Annotated in this window: 23 protein-coding genes; 16 read left to right on the forward strand and 7 right to left on the reverse strand. The window is 39.2% G+C overall.

What is annotated here, in order from left to right; translation table 11 throughout:
* The first annotated feature begins 23 nt into the window (after positions 1–23).
* The 4 genes from aroC (at position 24) to BK575_RS06290 (ending at position 4010) form a co-directional block, all read left to right on the forward strand.
* Positions 24–1193 carry a chorismate synthase gene (gene aroC / locus BK575_RS06275; protein WP_078409399.1) on the forward strand — a complete coding sequence of 390 codons (1170 nt, stop codon included), beginning with the start codon at positions 24–26 and terminating at the stop codon, positions 1191–1193.
* 118 nt (positions 1194–1311) lie between these two features.
* On the forward strand, positions 1312–2403 hold the full coding sequence (gene hisC / locus BK575_RS06280) for a histidinol-phosphate transaminase (RefSeq protein ID WP_078409400.1): 1092 nt from the start codon (positions 1312–1314) through the stop codon (positions 2401–2403).
* Positions 2400–3500, forward strand: a complete 1101-nt coding sequence (locus tag BK575_RS06285; protein ID WP_078409401.1) for a prephenate dehydrogenase — start codon at positions 2400–2402, stop codon at positions 3498–3500. Before hisC ends, BK575_RS06285 begins: the two co-directional genes overlap by 4 nt.
* A 120-nt stretch (positions 3501–3620) precedes the next feature.
* Positions 3621–4010: a cytosolic protein gene (locus tag BK575_RS06290; protein ID WP_078409402.1), complete on the forward strand. Its 390-nt coding sequence runs from the start codon at positions 3621–3623 to the stop codon at positions 4008–4010.
* Between the two features lie 248 nt (positions 4011–4258).
* Here the strand turns inward: BK575_RS06290 and BK575_RS06295 are convergent, their stop codons facing one another.
* Complete coding sequence (locus BK575_RS06295) at positions 4259–4783, reverse strand: ferritin-like domain-containing protein (protein WP_078409403.1); 525 nt, start codon at positions 4781–4783, stop codon at positions 4259–4261.
* Between the two features lie 240 nt (positions 4784–5023).
* Between BK575_RS06295 and BK575_RS06300 the strand changes: the two genes are divergently transcribed.
* The 5 genes from BK575_RS06300 to BK575_RS06320 all read left to right on the forward strand — a co-directional run bounded on the left by BK575_RS06300 (position 5024) and on the right by BK575_RS06320 (position 9423).
* Positions 5024–5641 carry an acetate uptake transporter gene (locus BK575_RS06300; RefSeq protein ID WP_078409404.1) on the forward strand — a complete coding sequence of 206 codons (618 nt, stop codon included), beginning with the start codon at positions 5024–5026 and terminating at the stop codon, positions 5639–5641.
* 250 nt (positions 5642–5891) lie between these two features.
* Entirely contained in the window at positions 5892–6299 is a 408-nt protein-coding gene (locus BK575_RS06305; RefSeq protein ID WP_078409405.1) for a VWA-like domain-containing protein, read from the forward strand.
* A gap of 366 nt (positions 6300–6665) precedes the next feature.
* Positions 6666–8066 (forward strand): alkaline phosphatase, encoded by a 1401-nt coding sequence (locus BK575_RS06310; RefSeq protein WP_078409406.1) that lies wholly within the window; start codon positions 6666–6668, stop codon positions 8064–8066.
* 105 nt (positions 8067–8171) lie between these two features.
* Positions 8172–8951 carry a hypothetical protein gene (locus BK575_RS06315; protein ID WP_078409407.1) on the forward strand — a complete coding sequence of 260 codons (780 nt, stop codon included), beginning with the start codon at positions 8172–8174 and terminating at the stop codon, positions 8949–8951.
* A gap of 106 nt (positions 8952–9057) precedes the next feature.
* On the forward strand, positions 9058–9423 hold the full coding sequence (locus tag BK575_RS06320) for a DUF3221 domain-containing protein (protein WP_078414671.1): 366 nt from the start codon (positions 9058–9060) through the stop codon (positions 9421–9423).
* 594 nt (positions 9424–10017) lie between these two features.
* Here the strand turns inward: BK575_RS06320 and BK575_RS06325 are convergent.
* Complete coding sequence (locus BK575_RS06325) at positions 10018–10338, reverse strand: hypothetical protein (RefSeq protein ID WP_078409408.1); 321 nt, start codon at positions 10336–10338, stop codon at positions 10018–10020.
* 300 nt (positions 10339–10638) lie between these two features.
* On the reverse strand, positions 10639–10845 hold the full coding sequence (locus BK575_RS06330; RefSeq protein ID WP_078409409.1) for a hypothetical protein: 207 nt from the start codon (positions 10843–10845) through the stop codon (positions 10639–10641).
* Between the two features lie 582 nt (positions 10846–11427).
* Between BK575_RS06330 and BK575_RS06335 the strand changes: the two genes are divergently transcribed.
* Positions 11428–12609, forward strand: a complete 1182-nt coding sequence (locus BK575_RS06335) for a DUF4317 domain-containing protein (protein WP_078409410.1) — start codon at positions 11428–11430, stop codon at positions 12607–12609.
* A gap of 82 nt (positions 12610–12691) precedes the next feature.
* Positions 12692–13195: a hypothetical protein gene (locus BK575_RS06340; protein WP_078409411.1), complete on the forward strand. Its 504-nt coding sequence runs from the start codon at positions 12692–12694 to the stop codon at positions 13193–13195.
* Positions 13196–13361: 166 nt separating this feature from the next.
* On the opposite strand, the gene BK575_RS06345 is transcribed toward BK575_RS06340, so the two are convergent.
* Positions 13362–13976, reverse strand: coding sequence for a TetR/AcrR family transcriptional regulator (locus BK575_RS06345; protein WP_078409412.1), 615 nt, complete (start codon positions 13974–13976; stop codon positions 13362–13364).
* Between the two features lie 199 nt (positions 13977–14175).
* Between BK575_RS06345 and kynU the strand changes: the two genes are divergently transcribed.
* From kynU to kynB, 4 genes are all read left to right on the forward strand, one after another.
* Positions 14176–15462 carry a kynureninase gene (gene kynU, locus BK575_RS06350; protein WP_078409413.1) on the forward strand — a complete coding sequence of 429 codons (1287 nt, stop codon included), beginning with the start codon at positions 14176–14178 and terminating at the stop codon, positions 15460–15462.
* 35 nt (positions 15463–15497) lie between these two features.
* Positions 15498–16910 (forward strand): amino acid permease, encoded by a 1413-nt coding sequence (locus tag BK575_RS06355; protein ID WP_078409414.1) that lies wholly within the window; start codon positions 15498–15500, stop codon positions 16908–16910.
* 55 nt (positions 16911–16965) lie between these two features.
* A complete protein-coding gene (kynA, locus tag BK575_RS06360; RefSeq protein ID WP_078409415.1) occupies positions 16966–17823 on the forward strand; it encodes a tryptophan 2,3-dioxygenase in 858 nt (285 codons plus the stop codon).
* Positions 17824–17959: 136 nt separating this feature from the next.
* A complete protein-coding gene (gene kynB, locus BK575_RS06365; protein ID WP_078409416.1) occupies positions 17960–18586 on the forward strand; it encodes an arylformamidase in 627 nt (208 codons plus the stop codon).
* Between the two features lie 100 nt (positions 18587–18686).
* Here the strand turns inward: kynB and BK575_RS06370 are convergent, their stop codons facing one another.
* Together BK575_RS06370 and BK575_RS29290 are read right to left on the reverse strand one after the other, a co-directional pair.
* Entirely contained in the window at positions 18687–18869 is a 183-nt protein-coding gene (locus BK575_RS06370) for a hypothetical protein (RefSeq protein ID WP_078409417.1), read from the reverse strand.
* 62 nt (positions 18870–18931) lie between these two features.
* A complete protein-coding gene (locus tag BK575_RS29290; protein WP_268877705.1) occupies positions 18932–19060 on the reverse strand; it encodes a hypothetical protein in 129 nt (42 codons plus the stop codon).
* Positions 19061–19338: 278 nt separating this feature from the next.
* On the opposite strand from BK575_RS29290, the gene BK575_RS06375 reads away from it, so the two are divergent.
* Positions 19339–20934 carry an ATP-binding protein gene (locus BK575_RS06375; RefSeq protein ID WP_078409418.1) on the forward strand — a complete coding sequence of 532 codons (1596 nt, stop codon included), beginning with the start codon at positions 19339–19341 and terminating at the stop codon, positions 20932–20934.
* A gap of 114 nt (positions 20935–21048) precedes the next feature.
* On the opposite strand, the gene BK575_RS06380 is transcribed toward BK575_RS06375, so the two are convergent.
* The gene (locus BK575_RS06380; RefSeq protein WP_078409419.1) at positions 21049–22359 is read right to left on the reverse strand and encodes a replication initiation protein; all 1311 of its coding nucleotides are present in this window, start codon (positions 22357–22359) and stop codon (positions 21049–21051) included.
* Positions 22360–23525 lie beyond the last annotated feature (1166 nt).

Consider the following 23525-nt stretch of genomic DNA (forward strand, 5'->3'; position numbering starts at 1 on the left):
GAACCTAAGGGAGGAAAGATACGATGAGATATTTAACAGCAGGAGAATCACATGGTCCTCAGCTAACAGTCATTATTGAAGGAGTGCCGGCAGGATTGGAACTGGCAGCAGAGGATATTAACGAAGAGCTGGCAAGACGCCAAAAAGGATACGGGCGCGGAAGACGTATGCAGATCGAAAAAGATCAAGTGCAAATTTTAAGCGGAGTCCGACATGGCATGACACTTGGCTCTCCCATCACCCTCGTTGTCGTGAACGATGATTACAAGCATTGGACGAAAATTATGGGAGCAGAACCTTTGGAGGGCGAATCCGCAGAAGTAAAACGGCAAATCACAAGACCGCGTCCAGGACATGCTGACTTAAATGGTGCCATTAAATATGGGCATCGGGACATGCGTAATGTATTAGAGCGGTCTTCAGCAAGGGAGACGACGGTTCGGGTAGCCGCAGGGGCTGTGGCAAAGAAAATTCTTTCCGAACTGGGGGTCCAAATTGCAGGACATGTACTTGAAATTGGTGGAGTCCAAGCAAGCATTAAATTTTATCCATCTGTGGAGGAGATGAAAGAGAGAGTGGAAGCTTCCCCTGTACGCTGCTTGGATAAAGAAGCGGAACCGCTCATGATGAAAATGATCGATGAGGCAAAAGAAAATGGAGACTCGATCGGAGGTATAGTGGAAGTTATAGCTGAAGGAATGCCGATTGGCGTAGGCAGCTATACGCATTACGACCGGAAACTGGATTCAAAATTGGCAGGAGCGGTGATGAGCATCAACGCCTTTAAAGGTGTTGAAATCGGAGTGGGGTTTGAAGCGGCCCGAACGCCGGGAAGTGCTGTGCATGATGAAATCACATGGAATGAAGAACAGGGATATGTGAGAAAAACAAATCGCGCAGGCGGCCTTGAGGGAGGAATGACAACAGGTATGCCAATCGTCGTCAGAGGTGTAATGAAGCCGATTCCAACCCTTTACAAACCGCTTGAGAGCGTAGATATCGAGACGAAGCAACCGTTTCAAGCGAGCATCGAGCGATCCGATAGCTGTGCAGTGCCTGCTGCGGGTGTTGTCGCCGAATCCGTAGTAGCGTGGGAACTCGCCAACGCCCTTGTAGAACAGTTTGGTCAAGATCGCATGGAATGGATTCATCAAAACATTGAAGCGCACAAAAAATACGCAAGAGAGTTTTGATGCCAAGAAAAGCGGAACGAGCCTACTTTAGCTCCAGAAAATTTGGCATGGCCGTTCTTTGGTCATGTCGAATGTTCTAAATCGATCTATATAGATAAACGAAAGTGAGGAATAGAAAATGAAACCCCAAATTTTAATGCTGCAACCATACAAACCAGGAAAATCCCCCGAGGATATCCAAAAGGAGTATAACGTAGAAAAAGTAGTGAAGCTTGCATCAAACGAAAATCCGTTCGGGTGTTCTCCTCATGTTGAAAGAGCTTTGCAAAACTCTTTTTCTCTTTGTTCGTCCTACCCAGATGGCGCAGCGAACGAATTAAGGGAAAAACTTGCTGAACGTTTAGATGTGAAAGAAAGCCAGCTTTTATTTGGAAGCGGATTGGATGAAGTAATCCAAACGATCAGCCGGGCAATGTTACGCGAAGGCGATAATATCGTCACCGCTTCGAACACTTTTCCCCAATATAAACACCACGCTATTGTAGAGGGATGTGAAGTTCGTGAAATTCCGTTGAAAAATGGAGCGTTCGATTTAGATACAATGGCAAATGCAATCGACATTCGAACGAGAGTAGTTTGGATTTGTAATCCGAATAACCCGACAGGTACGTATGTGAAGGAAGAAGCTCTTGTTCACTTTTTACGGACCGTTCCAAAGAACATACTCGTCGTTGTGGATGAAGCCTACTATGAATATGTGAACAAGGAGGATTTCCCTCAAACGATTCCTCTACTGAAAGAATTTGAGAATTTGTTAGTGCTCCGGACATTTTCAAAGGCATACGGATTGGCGGCGTTTCGAATTGGCTATGCAGTCGGAAATGAACAGCTGATCGAAAAAATTAACATTGTAAGATTGCCGTTCAACACATCTACGTTTGCTCAAACGGCTGCTGTCACAGCTTTGAAAGACGAAGATTTCTTACAATTTTGTGCGGAAGAAAATAGAAAAGGATTAGAGCAATATGCAGAAGCATTAAAGGAGCTTGAAGTCGATTATTACCCTTCAGAGGCGAATTTTATTTTCATTTGTACGGATGAATCTCAACGGTGGTTTGAACACCTTATCCAAAAAGGATTCATCGTTCGTCCGTTTCCAAGCGGAGTACGCATCACCATCGGAACAAAAGAACAAAATACAGGAGTCATTTCGATTATAAAAAGTTTAATGGCGGAGAAAAAACAAATAAAGGCAGGGGTTACATCGTGACAAGACGGGTATTGCTCATCGGTACAGGGCTTATTGGCGGCTCCATCGCTTTAGCCATCAAGAAAGAAGCGGCTGCTGTAATTGTCGGGTACGATATTAATAAAGAACAACTGAAAAAAGCTCGGGAGCTTCAAGTGATTGATGAAGCGGCCTCAAGCTTGCAAGAAGAAGCGGAAAAAGCTAACTTGATTCTTCTTGCATCACCTGTCGAACAAACGTTGAAACTGATGAAGAAATTGGCATCTTTCAATTTGAGGGAAGATGTCATCATTTCTGATGTCGGCAGTACAAAAGGAGACATCATGGCACAGGCCAATGATTTATGGAAAGGAAATGTGACATTCATCGGAGGTCATCCGATGGCAGGCTCCCATAAAGCAGGAGTTGAGAGCGCAAAGGCACATTTATTCGAAAATGCATTCTATGTGTTAACGCCCCATTCTTTTACCTCCTTTGAGAAAGTTGAAGAATTGAAGCGATGGCTGAAAGGAACCAATGCCCATTTTCTTGTTTTGGATACAGCAGAACACGATTATATTACAGGAGTCATCAGCCATTTCCCGCATGTCATCGCGTCTGGTTTGGTGAAATTGGCCAAAAAACATGCAGGAGATAATCCGTTGGTCAGCCTTTTAGCGGCAGGGGGGTTTCGTGATATTACACGTATTGCCTCAAGCAGTCCGAACATGTGGAAGGACATCGTAAAACAAAACCGCCATAATGTTCTTCAGCTTTTAGAAGAGTGGATTATGGAAATGCGTCAAGTTCAAAACGTTTTATTAAATGAAGATGACCGAGCGCTTGCTCGATTTTTTGAAGATGCAAAAGACTACAGGGATGCACTGCCCGTTCGTGCAAAAGGGGCAATTCCAGCTTACTATGATTTGCACGTGGACGTTATCGACGTTCCTGGAGCGATTGCCCGCATCACGACTTTGTTAGCGGAACATGAAATCAGTATTGTAAACCTTCATATCATTGAGTCCAGAGAAGGATTGCTTGGAGTGCTGCGCATCAGCTTTCAGTCAGACGAGGATCGGCTGCAGGCCCAAACGCTGCTCCAGCATCATGAATATAAAACATATGAAGCTGCTTGAAATTTCAAAGCGGCTTTTTGTGTTTCTTGCCACCATCTCCCGCCTCATTTGGCTCTCTTATTTGTTTTCATCTTATAAGATGGTTTATGATAGGAGAGAAGACTACTTAGAGGTGATAAGATGAAGAGTTTTACGGTACAGTTACATAGAGAAGATGCCATCGGACAGATGACAGTTCAAAAATTAACGGAAGAGGATTTTAACAAAGTAACCGAACAAGAGACCAGACAACTGTTCGAGCTTGATACAGATGTAGGATTTTTTATTTTTTTTGATGCACAAGATGAACAGGGTAAGGCCTCACACTTAATGCTTCATTACGAAGGTGAAAATGAAGAACCAAGTGCGTGTTACGGTTTTGAACTAAAAGACTTTTATCAGTTTGTAGCCCTATATTTAAATGATTTGCAATTCGGAAATGACGCGGATGAACTGGAGTATGGACCAATCCAGCATTTGGCGCATCTTTTGCATCACGTTCTGGAAGAAGGAAAAAAGGTACAGGTATAATGAAAAGTCCTGGTTGGCAGTCTGCGAGCCAGGATTTGCCCATTGAGCGGTGTTTGAGAAATCCACTAAACGGAAGGATTTTTCAAGTGCCGTTTTTATGTTTATATAAGTCCAAATTAATCTTTTAACCTTTTCTATCGGATTTTCTTCTATGCAGGCCTTTCTGTTCTTCCATCTTGAGTAAGCTCACAAAGGTTATGTGGATTTATATATTTTCACGAACCATTTTACCGTCACTTATCCCATTTTTATCTAAGTGCCGCTTGGAGTGCAGAAAGATGGTTCCGTGATGCATGGCCTAATCTGGAAAAAACATTTTCGACATTTGGAGGAAAATCGGGTATCTTCAATAACTTATCGTACATCGCAATATTGTTAATTTCCGCTGAAACACCTGCTTCCAGAGCATCTTCTGCCGCTTGGGGAATGTTAATAAAACGGGCAGCGTCATTCACGGGAATAATCACATTGTATTGTTTAAACAAAGGAAGAAGCGCTTCAATATGCCGTTGTTCTGCAGCCTTAATTTGAGTGAACGGGCGGACAGGTCCGAATTTTTCAATAACCGAATCATAGCGAGCCTGTGCCAAAAATTCATCTTGAATCGCATATGTCAATGCTTCATCTAATGTAATCGAAGAGTCGCTTAAAGCACCTTTTGCACCATATTTTTCAGGTAAAGCCCCAGCAAATGAAACGGATCCCCAACATAGCATAAAAGCTGCGAATACTGCAACGAAACATACATGTTTTTGAACAATAGATGTTTTCATATCAATTCTCCTTTTAACAGTTGTTCAAAACTATTTTGTGCGGTCTTTCCGTAACCATTCCATAAAAGAAAAAATAAAACATGAATGAAAAAGCGTTTACGTTATTACTTTTATCCAGTATAGAGGACTCATAAAAAGCAGAAAAAAGAAAGAAGAAGGTAAAAAAGCATTGACACTTTCCGCTCATTTCTGTATCTTTTTCAAGTATGTGTTTAAAATCAGGGAGGTTTATTATTCATCATGAACAACGAAAATACACAGCATGTTAAAATCGTGACGGCAGATCCGTCGGCATTGGGTCTTTTCGGACTGGCTATGGTCACATTAGTAGCATCCTTTCAAAAGCTTGGACTAACTGACGGAGTTTCATTAGTCTTGCCGTGGGCAGTTTTCTTAGGCGGCTTGGCTCAATTGATCGCATCCATTCAAGATTCAAAACATAATAATACATTTGGTGCGACAGCATTTGGCGCCTTTGGTTTATTTTGGTTTGGTGTAGGAATGACATGGCTCATTCAAATGGGAGCACTTGGAGAAGAATTAGCGGCAGCTGCCGATCCAAAACAACTTGGTTTTGCCTTTGTCGGCTATTTGATTTTCAGTATCTTTATGACCATCGGGGCGATGGAAACACACAAGGTCTTGTTCATTATTTTCGTTTTAATCGATTTTCTATTTATCGGATTGTCTTTAAGTACGTTTGGCATCATGCATGAATTTACGCATTTATTAGCTGCTGTATCCGAGCTGTTAATTGCTTTGTTTTCGTTTTACGGATGCGCAGCAGCTGTCTTGAATGTTCATTTCGGTCAAGTTGTGCTGCCTGTGGGGAAACCGTTCGGTATTTTCAAGAAATAATATTTAAGAAGTTATCCATAAGTCTTTAATTACTTATCAAAGCACTTTTTTACTGAAAGACCATGTCAAGAAATCCTTTGGTCTTACTGAGCTTGAATGACGCGGTCTTTCAGTAGGATGGATTAAAAGGGCTTCTCTTTACCCTTTTGATCCATCTCCTATACATAATTTTTATTTCAACTCTTCTTATATTTAGATCAAATCGATACAAAATAAAAGTTGTTCGAAAAAAAAGATGGGGGCGATCATAATGAAATGGCAAATGGCTCTCCTTACGCTATTGAAAGAGCGGCAGGACCAAACGATTGCATTGGCGATTGATACGTCGAATCCGCCTGAGGATCCAAACCTCGTAAATAATATCATCAAATTATTTCAAGAATTAAAAAAAGACGCCATATTGGTTCAAGCCGACTTTAAAATCAGAAGTACAACACCTATTGATAAGGCGGAAATCAAATATTTTAAGCATGGAAAAGCTTCCTATACGGAAGTATTGGAATGGGCTGAGGCAGAAAAAATTGATACATTGTTTTATATTACAGATGTGACTGGTCATTTTTATGAAGAGCTTCAAGTGAACTATAAAGTATTTTGGCTCGTTCCTGACGATTATTTGCCGAGGGTTCCATTTGGCAAAGCCATCAAGGTCGCTTAATGAAATCATGATAGACTGCAGGAATAACGCGGAAATCTTAAATACTGGTTATGCGAAATGGCTAACAATGGAAGAAAGCAAGTTCTACCTTTAACAAAAGTTGAAAAACCACCCGATTTTATTATAATCGGGTGGTTTTTTCAGTTTTTTTATTAAATTGAAGCACTCTTTTTTCTTCCAGACATTCTCTGGAAAAGTAGTTCATTCTACAGAATATGCTGAAGGGGTAAAGCATTAAAAGACTAATATTTTAATAGATATAGAATCTTAACGTTTAATTTACAATCTGTTAAAAGTAGCTTAATAGTTTCTGAATATAATTCATTTTGTGAGATTGAATACGACAATAACTAGGAGGTAACAACATTGTTTAAAAAGAAATTAGCGAAAAAGTTATTACCAGTGGCTGTTCTTTCAACGGTTGCTTTTGGCGGTTTAATGAGCGGGTTCTCGCATGTAGATGCAAAAGAACATAATAAAAAGGAAGCAAATAATAACGCTAAAATTAAAAATGTCATTGTCTTAATCGGTGACGGCATGGGTGTTTCTTACACTTCTGCACATCGTTATATGAAAAATGATCCAACAACAAAGTTCGCTGAACAAACAGCATTTGATCAGTACCTTGTAGGGCAGCAAATGACTTATCCGGAAGACTCTGAACAAAACGTAACGGATTCTGCTTCCGCAGCAACTGCGATGTCTGCAGGGATTAAAACTTACAATGCTGCGATTGCCGTTGACAACGACGGATCAGAAGTGAAAACGGTTCTTGAAGCTGCCAGAGAACAAGGAAAAGCGACTGGCCTTGTGGCAACTTCTGAAATTACGCATGCAACGCCAGCTTCTTTCGGTTCGCATGACCACAGCCGTAAAAACATGAACTCGATTGCGGATGACTACTTTGATGAAATGGTAAACGGTGAACATAAAGTTGACGTTCTTCTTGGCGGCGGTAAAAGCAACTTTGAACGTACAGACCGCAATTTGGCAGAAGAATTTAAAAAAGACGGATACAGCTATGTAACAAATCGTAAAGAGATGTTGAACGACAAAAACGATCAAATCCTTGGATTATTCGCTCCAGGCGGACTTCCAAAGAAAATTGACCGTACAGAAGAGATTCCTTCATTAAAAGAAATGACAAACACTGCCCTTTCTAAATTAAGCAAAGACAAAGACGGTTTCTTCTTAATGGTAGAAGGAAGCCAAATCGATTGGGCTGGGCATGACAATGATATTGTTGGTGCCATGAGTGAAATGGAAGATTTCGAACAAGCATTCAAAGCAGCAATCGAATTCGCGAAGAAGGATAAGCATACATTAGTTGTGGCAACGGCAGACCATTCTACAGGCGGATATTCTATCGGCGCGGACGGCATTTACAACTGGTTCAGCGAACCAATCAAAGCGGCAAAGCGCACACCTGACTTTATGGCTCAAGAAATTGCTAAAGGTGCCGATGTTGAAGAAACATTGAAAAAATATATCGATCAAAATGTCTTAGCCTTAACAGCAGAAGAAATCCAATCAGTTAAAGATGCTGCGGCAACAAAGAAAGTCGTTGATATCGACAATGCGATTGAGAACATTTTCAATAAGCGTTCTCATACTGGCTGGACAACAGGCGGACATACAGGTGAAGACGTTCCTATATATGCATTCGGACCGGCAAGCGAAAAATTTGCTGGACAAATCGATAACATTGAAATCGCGAAAAATGTTTTCGATGCATTAAACTATGATATTAAAATTGAAGATAAGTAAAAATTAACTGTAGACGAAAAGGTATCCCGTTGCAATAAGAGCAGCGGGTGCTTTTTTAAAGAGGTTGTTCAAACTAAAAATAAAAAGTCATCTGGGGGAATCTTCATGAAACAAACTTTTTCCGTGTTATTTTTAATCATGTTGCTTGTCGGCTGTTCCGCAAATGCTGCTCCTGATAGCGATGAAACGAATAAAGAAAATGCAACCGAGACAGAAAGGCCTACGAACGAAAAAAATACTGAAACGTCAAAACAAAAGGATTCAGAACAAACGGAGAACCAAACCGTTGAATATCAGCCCAATCCTCAAGTGACAGATGACCGTTCATTGCTGGAGGTTGGTCAGTCGTATGAAGACGATAAAGGAGAAGCCACTTTAAAAGCCATTAATAACGTCAATCAAACTTACAAAGTTGGACCGATTGAATTGACAGTAAAAGAGATGAAACTCGTTCACTTAAGGCCAAGCTACGGGATGATCGATTATTTTCATGTGTTAACACATGAAGAGGAGTTTGACTTTGTTAAAGTGTTTGTGGAAATTAAAAACACTTCTTCAGAGAAAGTGAATTTTGCACCAGTGGCATTACTTGAAACGAACACGGGTGAAACATTTGATTGGGAAAAAGATATTTACCTTGAAGAGCTGAACGGTGAAATACAAGGTAATGCTGTAAAGACCGGAAACATTGGCTTTATTGTGAACGCCACAGACGGCCATGCTCATAAAGAGCAACACGACGAGCATGCAGGCGGCGACAGCGAGAAAGATGAACATGATAATGAAGCAAAGAATGTTAAGTGGATTGAAATAACGACAAGTGACGTATTTGATCAAACTGAAAACAAAATCAGTGAATCTCAAAAAATCAAGATTGAGTTTTAACGATCGCCTCCTGCACAATTGCCGGGAGGCTTTTTTGCATAACCTTGGAAAGTGGACGGCAAATCAGGTTACAATGAAGAAATCAGCAAAAATAAGGAGAGAACAAATGAAATCTACCATTTTAAAGTGTGCAATGATTTTATTTTTATTAATCATCCATGTCGGTTGTAGTGGAGAAACAGAGAATGATGAATCGTTACTTTCTTATACCGTTCAAGGTCGGATTATGGAGGTAAAGGGGAATGAAATTTTAGTGGCCAATGTCGTTCCAAAAGATGTGGCACTGAATTATACGACAAAAGAAATCTTAGGAGATAATGATATTCAGCCTATTTATATAACGGTCCCTGATAACATCCAAAATTATAAAACCGGTCAACTAGTAAAGGCATGGCTAAAGGAAGAAGAGAGTGTTACATACTCATTTCCGGCAAGGGCAACGGCTGCAAAAATAGAAATTTTGAAGAAATGAGGAGCCCTATTTTTCATGCGGGATTTTAGTTCTCGAAGAAACCATTCATGCGGGATAAAAATTAAACCAAGATTCCTTAAGAAGAAAGGGATTGGATCACAGAAAGTCGAAATGAATTCAAGAGCGAATCATAGTCGAACAGACTAGAACACATTCATCTTAGACCTTGCTTAATAAAAACTAAGCAAAGGGAAGGTGCTGGAGATGCTGTTGGCAAGTAAACCGAAAAAATGTCATATTTGCGGGGCAAAAGACAATTTGAAAGTGTTTCCGAGTTTATATGTAAAAAAAGCGTATATTTGTAAAAGTGGTTGCCATCAGGAGCAAAAGGTGGAAGAAAAAAAGTAAAGGGGGAAGCCCCTGCTTAGAAATCAGCCGTTGCCGGTGTTATATTGATAGTGAGTTTATAAAAAGCGGGTTTCCTAACGTATACGGGGGGGAAACCCGCTTTTTATAAACCTCTTCGCTCTTCAAGCATGTGCAGAATGGAAGGGTTCATGACAACGTTTCTGTTTTATGATCCTGTATTAAATATCATCAGTCCATGATTTATTTCTTTGGTGTACTCATGTATTATGCCGTGGATTTATCATTTCAAGAACTGTATATAGAATGTTTTTGGAACAATCGGCGCAATGCAGCAATATATTGTTCTTCAGTTGGCAATACATGAGAAGCAGGGCTGATGGAGCTAAAGGCTCTAATCATTTTTTTATATTCTTTTTGAGTCAAAAAGTGATCTTGAATTGTTGAGTTTGAAGTTTCTTTTAGAATAAGCGATGAATTATGAAATGCTTTATCCTCTTCATGATTGGTTGGAAATTCTGTCTGAGCAAGAGAAACAGGGATTTTCATGATTATGAGAAGAAGAGCAAGGGAGAGAAGCATCCGTCTCCTTGCATGCAATGTGTTCATATAGATACCCCCTTTTTATTCATCGATTTCTAAATGTTCGCAAGTGGTACGACCTTTTTTGTTTGAAAGCTCGATTGATGTTCACGAATAGGTTTCTCTTCTCCAATAGAAGCCATGTATTACATTTTGATTACAATTACGAAAGTAATGATAAGAATAAAGAAGAGGATGATTCGAAAAAGGTATGAAAAATATACCTTACGAGTCATCCTCTGGAAAGAATCCACCATAAAAACTAAGCATTTATTGACGGGCCTTTCGATAAAACACCGTCTTTTTAGTCCCATTAAGACTTATGGATTATTTGCGGTATTCATTTATTCGTTTATCGGCTATGTCTATAAACGTTTGAAGCTTGTTGATTTCTTTAGATAGCAATTCCTTCGTTGCTTCCCCTTTAATGTTTGAGAAATCCACTTTATAATCATTTAGCTCTTGCTCAAAATTAGACTTCCAATCCTGAAAGTACTCGATTTCCTTCTGGTACTTGGATAATTTGAATAGCATAAAAACCTCCCAGCACTTCTTTCATGATGTGATAAGGGCTAAATATATTGTGTCCATAATCAAAGAAAAAAGACGCTGATTTACATCCTTCAAATTGGATATATATTGTTGCTTTAGATTGAAAAATATGGAGAAAAATAAAAATGCATGATGTTTCCGAGCGATGAATGTTCGCAACAGTTCCTTGCCGCTGAATAAGAATCTCCTCGATGGAAAAGCAATTGGAATTAATGCGAGGTAAACTTTTTAATCCGCATTAATAATATTTTTGATACTAATGTCCAAGTATCAGCCGATTTGATTGAAAAGAGCATTAAGTTGATCAGTCAAAATGAAGCCTACTCCGACACTAATTCCAGCATTTATATAGTTAGTGCATCTGTTCTTATATCCACTAACCAGTTATTAATTCTATCCTCATTTTTTTCTTTTTTCTATTTCTGATTTTGATTATGTAAAACCTAAAGTAGGTTATCCGATCAAACCCTATGTTAAAATAAAAGAATATTTTAAAGGATGGAAAGTAATTAGTCGGACCTCTATATAATAGCCGATCAAAATAGTTTAGGAGTGGGAATACATATGAACAAAAAAGACATAGCAAGCATTCGAAAACAATTTAAAGTAGATAATGATTTACTTAAAATCACCGAAATCTTCAATGTTTATATCATGAAGGAAACAAGTGAAATCTATCATCATCAAAGTCAACCATTTGAAATGTTAGACCAAGATCAGCAAGAGTTGTTTATGAATAACTTTAAAAAATTATTGACAGGGCAATTAGATGAAAAGTTATTTGAATTAAAATTTCAGCGTGATGCTGAAAATAACAGTCAGCTTATTTTGCATAAAGGCTTGTTAAGCAGTGATGTGGAAGGCTGGAAAGAACAAATGCTTCTCATCGTTGAAAAAATGCTTAAAGACCGACAATATGAAATGGATATTGTCGTAACGTTCATTCGAGGAGAATATTTGAAGCCAATGAAACGCGCAATCGAAGAGGCTGAGGAAAATGAACGAGATGCCGTTTATTCTCATTCATTTATTCTATGCAGTATAAATAAGACACAAGAACCAAAAAAAGAATTACTTTTTGACTATGTCGAGAAGGAATTCAAGTACAATGTTGTGATAGATCCTGTCATCAACCTTGACGCTCCAGTAGCAGGGTTTCTTTTTCCTTGTTTCACAGATAATGCTGCGGATGTCAACCACATTCTCTATTCAGCAGGCAAGGCGCATGAGCTTGATTATCAGTTCATAGAGGAAGTATTAAATGGTGAAGAGACGATGACGGCAAAAGACGATAAAATCGCTTTTGAGGAAATTGTAAAAAACGTAACAGGCGACCAGCTAAACACGTCAACACTCTCCAATGTATATGAAGAAATTAACCGTGTAATCGAAGAAAATGAAGATGAAGAAACCCCAAAACTAGATTACAAAGACATAGAACGTGTTCTAAAGATGAGTGGACTAGAAGATGTAAATACAGAAAAGGTAGAAACAGCTTTCAAAAGAGTCCTCGATGACGAAAACTATGAGCTAAAAGCAAGCAGCATCGTGCCAAAGTATAACTCAAAATCTATCAAAATTAACACGAAAGTAGCAAACATTTCGATTAGTCCACCAGATTTAAGATACGTAAGGCAGGTCAATTTTAACGGTAAACGTTACCTTATGATTGAAGTGGAAGAAGATACCGTAATTGAAGGGTTCACTATGCTTCCAGAAGCTTTTAACGGTAATACAAGCCAATAGTTCAATATCAAGCGAATGAAAATCCATAATATCCCACGATTTCCATGTTAAAATAGAAATAATTAGAAGAGGGGGATCGGGGATGGAGAAAGAGAAGAAAACATCAGATAAAATAGTCAAGAGATTAATCATCGGTTTTGCTATCGTTATGCTTTTAACCGTAAGCTATGCAGCCGTCTCGTGGCGGAGCGGGAAAGACGCAGCGATACAGCCTGAGACGACGAAAGCCACCATGCTTGATTCCGTCAAGGACCTGGAGGAATTTACGGATGAGGGTGAGTTCATTGCTTATTTCCATCATTTTTATAACGAAACAGTTTGCTATGGAAGAGTGAATTCACTAAATTGGGAAGAGCAAGCCGCAGCCGCTTCCGCTATCCTTCATTCACTCACGAGTTTAAAGCCGGCTAACGAAGACTTAGCAAAAGATTTCAAGAACATCGCCAAGCTGGTGCAGGAGATCGAGAACAATGAAAAAGATAAATCGAATGTAAAAACACTGCACCGCTATTTTCACGATTTGGACATTCATTATAATGGGTATGCAGAATCCTCACAGGTATTTCGAGTGACAAAATTCAAATAAATGAAACGTTCATCAGCGGGGAACATACGTCTGTTAAATAAAAAAGATTTCCAGTAAAGGTTGTCCTTATTTACTGGAAATCTTTTTTTGTGAATGAGCTGAACAAGCGCCTGCAATTTTATCCCGTATTAACAGGCAGCAAGTCCACCACTGATGGAAGTTTCCTTTACAAATAAAGCCCCGCCGTATAAACCGCTGTAATGGTTTTGGCAATTTCCTCAACAGGAGATTGATGTTCATCGCGGACAATTTCCCATAAATACATTTCGTTCGCAAAAAACCAGCCCCGTGCCACGAGTTCATGATTCAGCCCGGGCCTTGCCAGCTCGTTCTTCTGAGAATAGGCAACATCTTTGGCGATTCTTTGGATGAACTTTTCCCGGATTTCTTTCCATTTATGAGAGGCGACAGGGGAGATGCCGATTGCTTGTTCAAAAACTTGCATCATTCCCCGCTCTTTTTCTGCCAATTTTAAAAAGGAATATGCCTGTTTCTGAATAATTTGTTCCGCTTCCATTTTAGATTTTGGGAAAAAGGAAGTCTCGGCAATTTGATAAAATTGTGCCATGACATCTTCCATTAACACGATTAGAATGTCATCTTTTCCTTCAAAGTGAACGTATGCGGTTCCATACCCGACCTTTGCTTTCTTAATGATTTGAGAAATAGTCGCTTTTTGAAAGCCGTCTTCAAGAAATACTGCTCTTGCGGCTTCTAATAGTTTTTCTCTTGTCATGATGGAGCGCAAATGGCGTTTATCCACGACTTCATCTCTTTTCATGACTCGTTAACCCTCCCTAAAATTTTTTCATTAATTCTAGCATATAGGTATTTCCGATAAAACTAAAGGGGGATTTGTGAAGAATCTCTAACCTTTTCATCAATTTTTAGAATGTTCGAATTCGTTATTGACATCATGTCATATTCTTTGATACGATTGCGCTAGTACATTACTAATAATAAAATCAAGGGGGATTATGATGCTTTCATATTCTTTTCAACCAACAGTGGACTTCGCTCAAAGCCTTGATCAACAGGATAAGCTTTCGCATTTCCGCCATGAGTTTTATTTAAAACCGAACTCCATCTATATGGATGGAAATTCATTGGGCCTCCTTTCTAAACGAGCGGAAAAGACGCTTTTAGAGTCTTTGGCGGATTGGAAAGAACTTGGGATTGACGGCTGGACACAAGGCAATCATCCATGGTATTTCATGTCCGAAAAGCTGGGTGAAATGAGTGCGCCAATCGTCGGAGCTTCGCCTGAAGAAGTAATTGTAACCGGTTCCACGACTGTGAACTTGCATCAGCTTGTGGCATCATTTTACAAGCCGGAAGGAACACGCACGAAAATTTTAGCTGATGAGCTAACGTTCCCGTCGGACATTTATGCGCTTCAAAGTCAGCTTCGCATCCATGGCTACGATCCAGAAACACATCTTATTCGTGTGAAAAGCCGAGATGGACGCTTTTTGGAAGAAGATGATATCATTGCTGCCATGACTGATGATATTGCGTTAATCGTTTTACCAACTGTTTTATATCGAAGCGGTCAAATTCTAGATATGAAACGCTTGACAGAAGAGGCTCATAAAAGAGGAATTTTAATCGGCTTTGACGGCTGCCATTCCGTAGGAGCTATTCCTCATTCATTCAGCGAGTGGGGAGTTGATTTTGCATACTGGTGCAATTATAAACATTTGAACGGGGGGCCGGGTTGTGTCGGCGGGCTGTATGTCAATCGTAAGCATTTCGGTACACACCCAGGATTGGCCGGCTGGTTCGGTTCAAGAAAAGACAAACAATTCGATATGGAACATACATTGACTCCGGCTGAAAATGCAGGAGCTTTCCAAATCGGAACTCCTCATGTATTGAGTCTTGCACCTTTAATCGGTTCTCTTGAAATCTTTGCAGAAGCGGGAATTGAAAATATTCGAGAAAAATCACTCTTGATCAATCAATATTTAATGGATTTAATCGAACATGAGTTGACGGATATGGGCTTTATCATTGGAAACCCTAGAGATGATGTACGCCGCGGAGGACATATTAGTCTTGAGCACAAGGAAGCGGCACGAATTTGCAAATCTTTAAAAGAAAATGGAATCGTTCCGGACTTCCGTGCCCCAAATATTATTCGATTGGCGCCAGTAGCATTGTATACTTCTTATGAAGAGGTGTGGAAAGTCGTTCAAACCCTCAAAGCCATCATGACTGAAAAGCAATATGAAAAATTTGAAAATGAACGTGAAGTAGTAGCATAAAGCTGAAAGTTTTGGGAGAACAAGGGGGATGAAACATGGGGAATCATAATGGGGAATCAGGATTAAAACGTGAGTTGAAGACAAATCAGCTTACAATGATTGCGATGGGCTGCGCCATTGGAACAGGATTGTTCCTTGGAAGCGGTCTTGCCATCGGCACCGCAGGACCGAGTGTACTGCTGAGCTATGCAATTGGAGCATTTATCGTGTTGCTTTTAATGGGATGTCTGGCAGAAATGACAGTAGCCCATCCTACTTCCGGCTCGTTCGGAACGATTGCTGAAAAATATATTAATCCTTGGTCAGGCTTCATTGTCCGATACTCATACTGGGTGGCAAACGTTCTGGCTGTCGGCGTAGAAGTAAGTGCCATTGCCGTTTACATGAAATATTGGTTCCCCGATGTTCCGGGTGCCGTGTGGATTTTATTTTTCTCTCTCGTCCTCATCTATGTGAATGCAACAAGCGTCAATACATTCGCTACATTTGAATATTGGTTCTCCATGATTAAAGTAAGCGCAATTGTGCTTTTCATACTTCTTGGTTCTTATGTTTTATTCGGAGGGCCGGATCAATCAAGCATCGGACCTCAAAACTTTGTAAACGATGGCGGTTTCATGCCGTTTGGCTGGTGGGGAATGTGGGTCGCAATCTTTATTTCCTTATTCAGCTTCTTAGGTACAGAAATGATAGCCGTTACAGCTGGTGAAGCAAAAGATCCGGATGTGGCGGTACCTAAAGCGTTGAAAGCAACCGTATTTCGATTATCAACGTTTTATGTACTGACAATTGCCATCATGTTGATGATTGTTCCGTGGCAGTCCGCGGGTGTAGATAAGAGCCCGTTCGTTAAAGTCATGGAAATTTTAAATATTCCAGGCGCTTCTGGAATTATGAACTTTATCATTTTGACGGCTGCTTTATCGGCGATGAATAGTCAGCTTTACGCTTCAACCCGGATGATGTATTCATTATCGCGGGGAGGCTATGCGCCTGCTTTCTTTGGAAAGATAAGCAAAAAAGGGATTCCTTCGAGAGCACTCGCTGTTTCAACAGGCGGTATTTTCTTGGCGGCGGCAGTAGGTGCAATCGTACCAGATTCTTCTTATGCATTCATGATGGGTATTTCCATGTTCGGGGCCATTTTCACCTGGTTTATGGTGTTCATTTCGCATCTATTTTTCCGTAAACAGTGGGAGAGAAACGGCGGGCGGAAGTTACCGGTTAAAATGATAGGTTTTCCTTATTTAACAATCGCAGGGGCTGTACTTTTATTAAGTCTGATGTTAACAACTTGGGTTACACCGTTTAAAATTATGCTTCAGTTCGGCGTACCGTGGCTAATCTTCCTGTCCATCGCTTACATGGTGTGGAAAAAGAAGAACATGAATCATGGTGCATTACAAAAAGCTTCAAGTATGTCTGACAACGATATGAAAGTTGATTAGATCATCTCCTTGTTAAAGAACATCGATGTGTAAAAGAAAAAGGGAGGATTACAAAATGGTAAACACAAACAATAATGAGCATGGTACAAAGCCCGGCTTAGAAAAAGAAATTCGGACAGACTTCCAAAAAGATATGTCTTACGGGGATTACCTTCACCTTGACAAAATTTTATCAAGTCAGCACCGATTATCAGATCATCATGATGAAATGTTGTTTATCATCATCCATCAAGCAAGCGAACTATGGATGAAACTCATTTTACACGAGATTACAGCCGCGACTGAATGCATTCGCCGCAATGACTTAGATTCGTCTTTTAAAATGCTGTCACGTGTATCAAGAATTCAACAGCAATTGATCCAATCATGGAGTGTATTGTCTACGTTGACACCGGCAGAATACATGGAATTTCGCGATAAACTCGGGCATTCATCCGGTTTCCAGTCTTACCAGAACCGTCTGATCGAATTCGCTCTTGGAAACAAAAATGCTCATACTTTATTAGTTTATCAGCATCAAACGGAGCTTTATGAAAAATTGAACGAAGCGTTAAATCAACCTAGTATTTATGATGCTGCCATCCGGGCACTCGCCTTAAGAGGATTACCGATTGACCAAGAAGCGCTTGAAAGAGATTGGTCACAGAATTATGAGCCAAATGCCAGCGTAGAAGAGGCTTGGTTAACGGTCTACCGCAATGTTGATCAGTACTGGGACTTATATGAATTGGCAGAAAAGCTCGTGGATATCGGAAGCCAGCAGCAGCTTTGGCGTTTTAACCATATGAGCACAGTCGAACGAATTATTGGCCATAAGCAGGGAACAGGCGGTTCATCAGGCGTCACGTATTTAAAGAGAGCGCTTGACCATCATTTCTTCCCGGAACTATGGAGCTTAAGAACGAAACTTTAAAGGAGAATGACGGCAGCCACGGAAAATATGTGGCTGCCGTCATTCTCCTCAAGTGCATATTTTTACATATAAGCCGTATTTGAGCGGCACAGATTGTTGAAAGTAAAAATCTAAACATAAAATGGAGGAAAATCATATGAGTACATGGATTGACATCTCACAACCATTGGATGGAAACGTAGCTGTCTGGCCCGGAGATACGCCTTTTGCGTATAAAGTCAATTGGAGCAAAGAAGAAAGCGGATCGGTCAATGTAGGACAAATCACGATGAGCACCCACACAGGCACACATATTGACGCTCCTTTCCACTTCGATAATGAAGGCAAACGGGTGATAGAGCTGGACATTAATTTGTATATCGGGCCGGCACGTGTCATCCATTTGCCGAACAAGACAAGCATTGGAGTAAATGATCTACGTCATCTTGACTTAGAAGGAGTGACTCGTTTATTAATCTATACAGGGGCATGGGAAAAACGAGCCGTTTTTCCGGAATCCATTCCCCATCTTGAACCGGAACTGGCAGAGTATTTGTCCCAGCAAGGTGTGCGGCTAATCGGACTTGATTTGCCGTCAGTCGACCCATTGGACAGCAAGGAATTGTCTGCCCATCATGAACTTACGCACCACGGCCTGCATATTTTAGAAGGACTTGTACTTGATGGCATCACAGAAGGAGACTATGAATTGGCTGCACTACCGCTGCCGCTCGCTGAAGGAGATGGGAGTCCGGTGCGTGCTGTCCTAAAAAAGGTTGAATAGTTTAAAATAACTTTTTCTAAATTTAATGCTAAAAGACCGGTGATAAAGACATATCCCGGTCTTTTATGACTTTCTGAAGAGCCACATCTCATTGCAAAAATTAATCTTCTGTATTTTCTTCCCGTGATTGTTCCTGATAATGCTCGTTTAAATAAGCGTTTTCGGTTGTCGCAAAATTGACAGATTGAAGACTTATGTCTGCATCCATCGCATAATAACCTTTCAGCTCATCTTTTACGAGGTTCCCGCTTTGAAATGGCGGTTCGCTTTTCTTGTCTTTCATGAATTGGCCTGCTTTCTTTCTAACTGCATTTCTCTTGTGTGTATCTTCGATGGATGGATCCGTTACTGTTTAGCATTCTGACGTTTTGTCGGATGAATGGCTTTTTCCAGTTCCTCAGCGGCTATCACAGGATTTGTTGTATCCGAATTTGGCTTCCCTTTTTGAGATCCTCGTTTTGATTGTGCCATCATTATCACTCCATTTCTTAATTAAAAGTCACACAAGATAGTTTGGGGAAAATGATTATTGAATATACGTTTTGTAAATAATGATCTTTTATAAGGTAATGATCCTGTTTCAAAACATTGAATATATTCTTAACCGTTATGTGAATTTCAAGAAGAGGCTGTTAGAGTTGAGTTTTTACTCTTAACGGCTTTTCATTTCTACCCTATAATATTTATATAGATATAAACTGTGACGATGGGCAGTCGCCCAATATAACAGGTGTGACAGGAGAGCAAGAATTATGGCAGATAACATTCTATGTTTTGATTCCCTAAAAACACAATGTAAAGAGAGAGGGATGGACCCTTCAGGTCTCCCAGCCTTTCAGCAATATTTAAATAAAGAGCAATTGCAGGCGAGACGTTTACGATACCGAGAAATGCTGCAGGTCGTGACCCATTTTTTAAGGAAATTCCATTTGTCTGTAAAAGGAGTCCCTATATTAACAGTGATTAGTGATGAAAAAGGCTATCTTTTACAAATGATGGGGGATGAAAGTATCAAGAATATGGTGAACGAACTCGGGATTCAAGAAGGGATTCGTTTTACCGAAGAGGATAGTGGAATTAATTCCATAAGTTTGACGTTAAAACATAAAACAGAGGTGCAAATTATTGGGGAACAGCATTACCACCGCTTTTTACATTCATCTGCTTGTTACGCTGTACCCATTAAAGACCAAACGGAAGACAAAGTGATTGGAACGATCTCCCTTATGACCTCTATAGATTTTGCTAATCCGCTGCTACTAACGCTGCTATCGACCGTCAATGATTCGATTGAAAGAGAATTAAAGCTATTAAAACAAAACCAGCAACTAAATGTATTGAATCAAATTATCATGGATACGACACGGAATGGCATTATCATTGCAAATCCAGATGGGAAGCTAATTGGATACAACATTTATGCAGAGCATTTGACGGGGATAGAAAGAGCAAGTGTCTTTAATCAAAGCATCAATGAGTTAAAACCCTTTGGAATGTATCTGGAAGATGTGCTTCGAGAAAAAAAGCTTTATACTGATATTGAAATATCATTTACCCGAAAAGATGGACATATTCTCACTTTTTTATTTGACGCTCTCCCCATTTTCGATGATGGTCAGCACTTAGTGGGAGCATTCGCTCAATTCCGGGATATTACAGAACGCAAACAGACAGAAAGCTTATTGTTAAATTCAGAAAAGCTTGCGGTTGTAGGTCAGTTGGCAGCAAGTGTCGCTCACGAGATTCGCAATCCGCTTACAACGATTCGAGGGTTCATTCAATTTACAGAAGAGAATTTTTCTAATCACGATTACCATAAAATCATTTTAGGAGAATTGGACCGCATCAATTTTATCATCAGTGAATTTTTAATTTTATCAAAGCCGCATGTATTAAATTATCAAAAAAAGAATGTATTACAAACGTTAAATGAAACAATTGTTTTGTTTCAAGCTCAGGCAATTATGAATAATATTGAAGTAAAGACGGATTTAAGGGATTCAGAGCTGACCGTCGAGTGCGATGAGAATCAATTAAAACAAGTGTTTATGAATTTATTGAAAAACAGTATGGAAGCTTTACCATATGGGGGAACTATTACGGTACGCGCGTGGAAAAAAGGCGCGGAATCGGCGGTCATCGAAATTGAAGATGATGGCTGCGGTATGAAGCAAGAACACATCGAAAACTTGGGAAAACCCTTTTACACGACAAAAGAAACCGGAACAGGACTTGGATATATGGTTATTAACCGTATTATGGAGCATCATAAAGGAAGCATTCGTATCAAAAGCAAACCGGATAAAGGGACAACCGTTAATATGACGATTCCTTTGTCTTTTGAGTAGATCAAATGTTTGAAAAGGGCCGTAGACGGTATTATCAGTAAACTAAATTATATGGAAAATCCCTTATCACAAACTGAAATTATCGTTTGTATAAGGGATTTTTTCTTTTGGCATTTATAAGTGCTCTAAAATGACTTCCTGGTAAAACCTTCTTAAAAGATCATGCTGAAAATCATCGAATAATCTTATTGGAAGGCCGAGTTCTTTCCTTTTCATAATGTCCATTCGAATGGTATTACGTACTTCTGCAGCAGCGATTTTCTCCGAATCCTCTTTTTCCATGGATAGGCTTTTCTTTAACTCGTATACTTCGAGGCAGTGATGTTCAAAGTCGGCTTGTGATCCGAAACGTTCCAAATAGAGAGAGCGCTTCTCGTCATCACTCTGCTGCTTCATAAATACCGGAACCATCTCTTTACGGATAACACCGCGTTTTTTCGGCTTCCATCCTTTTTTGACGGCAGATAATAAATAGCCGGGAACATTATCAATCTCTTTTGTCTCAAGGCGCTGTCGTGTATATTCGAGAGCATTTTGTATACGGTCATTGTCGTATTGCATGAAAAGGGACTCTGCTGTTGCTTTCTCCATATTGTGCTGTAAAAGCTGATCCAATAAATCTTTTTGCGCTTTGTCCCATTTTTTCTCCTCGTTCTCATCTGTCAATACGGCGAGATTTTCTTCTTTTACTTCATTGTTTACTTCCAGTAAAGGCAATTCTTCGTTATCTTTCGGAATAATACGGAATTCGATCGCTGTCACTTTACGACCGTTTTTCACTTCCCGAAATTCAAAGTTCATGTCCGTCACTTCATTGATATCTTCTTGCGCCTTTGATAAGATTCGGTTTTTAAAATGACCGTATTGCTTATATGTATTAGGTTCAAGTCCTATCCATTCCCGAAGCGTTTCAAGAGGAATCGTCCGGGTTTTGTGCCGTAAAAACTGATATTGCTTTAACAGTTCATAAATTCGAATGGAGTAAAACGAACTAAGCTGCAAGATGTACTTGAGCTGATAGGACGTAAATCGTTTTTTCATATTAAGCAAAAAGGGCTTCAATTTAGAGGAGATCTCTAATTCAACATAACCTTCACCCGGAAAATATTCCGCACTGGCCAGCCAATTGACGACGAGCGTTGATTTGTCTTGTTTAATGGGAATCGTTTTTTCCTGGAGCCCTGTAATAATTTCACGGATATATTGATAAATATTCCCCTTAATTCCGACCATATTGGCAAATTCTTTTACAGTAAATTTGTAAACTTGAAAATGTTCATCATCAGGTTCAACCATACTAATAAGTGTATGTATAATCCTCGTCTCTTGAAGAGATAATTTATAAGCGGTCTCTATTAAATCATTGGACTTGGTTACCTTGTGATTAGGACTGATTTTCTTCTCCTGTTTTACGACATCCTGCATTTAACTGCCTCCTAACTATCACTAATTCTAATAGATTGTGATAATTCCATCAATCAAAATATCCTTTAAAAAACGTATAAAATTTGTGATAGTTGATTTTTCTAGTTATAAGAAATGTGATAATTTCCATCCCAATTGGACGATGGAATAAAAATCATGGAATTTTTTACATTTGCTACCTATAAAATTTTACAAAAGATTACATAAAACGACTAGCAGCTTAAGATATTTCTTTTTAGAATAGGATTTTTTTTAGAAAAAGGAATGATAAAAAGTGTGATAGTTATAAAATAAAAAGTGTGATGGTTAAAAGATAAAATCTGTGAGGATTAAGATAAAAAATGTGATGGTTAAAAGATAAAATCTGTGAGGATTTGCATAAAAAGTGTGATAGTTCAAGATAAAATCTGTGAGGGTTCGTATAAAAAGTGTGATAGTTCAAGATAAAATCTGTGAGGGTTCGTATAAAAAGTGTGATAGTTCAAGATAAAATCTGTGAGGGTTTGCATAAAAAGTGTGATAGTTCAAGATAAAATCTGTGAGGGTTTGCATAAAAAGTGTGATAATTCAAGATGAAATCTGTGAGGGTTCGTATAAAAAGTGTGATAATTAAAATAAATGATGTGATATTACAAATAAAAAGTGTGATCTTTCAGAGATAAAATCTGTGAGAATTTAAATAAAATGTGCGATAGTTAAAATAAATTTTGTGAGATTAAAGATAAAGAATGTGATAACTCGAACAAAATCTGTGATAGTTCGGATAAAAAATGTGAGGATTAACCTTAACAAAGGCTGTCATATCAGGCTTTTTCAAGCCCTAAAACATAAAAACAAGAAATCATTTAAACAAATAAACATAAAAACAAAATATATAGAAACAACATAAACAAAGAAGATAATATGGTGTTTAGTAAAATAGTTTGATGTTTAGTAAAATTTCGTTTACTGGGTTTAGAGCAACTGTAACCGCATAGGATATTTTGAAAGCTATAAGTACATATTTCTTTTTTTAGAGACTCATTATAATTGGGAAATGAAAATACACTAGACAGCTCAGACGGAAATATTGATTTTAGATGTTTAGTTAGTATGTAATCGGGTTGATTAAATAGGTGATTGAAATATAGAAAATATTTTACTATATAGATCGATTTAGAACCTTT

It is taken from the genome of Priestia abyssalis (genome assembly GCF_002019595.1).
Classification (GTDB): domain Bacteria; phylum Bacillota; class Bacilli; order Bacillales; family Bacillaceae_H; genus Bacillus_BA; species Bacillus_BA abyssalis.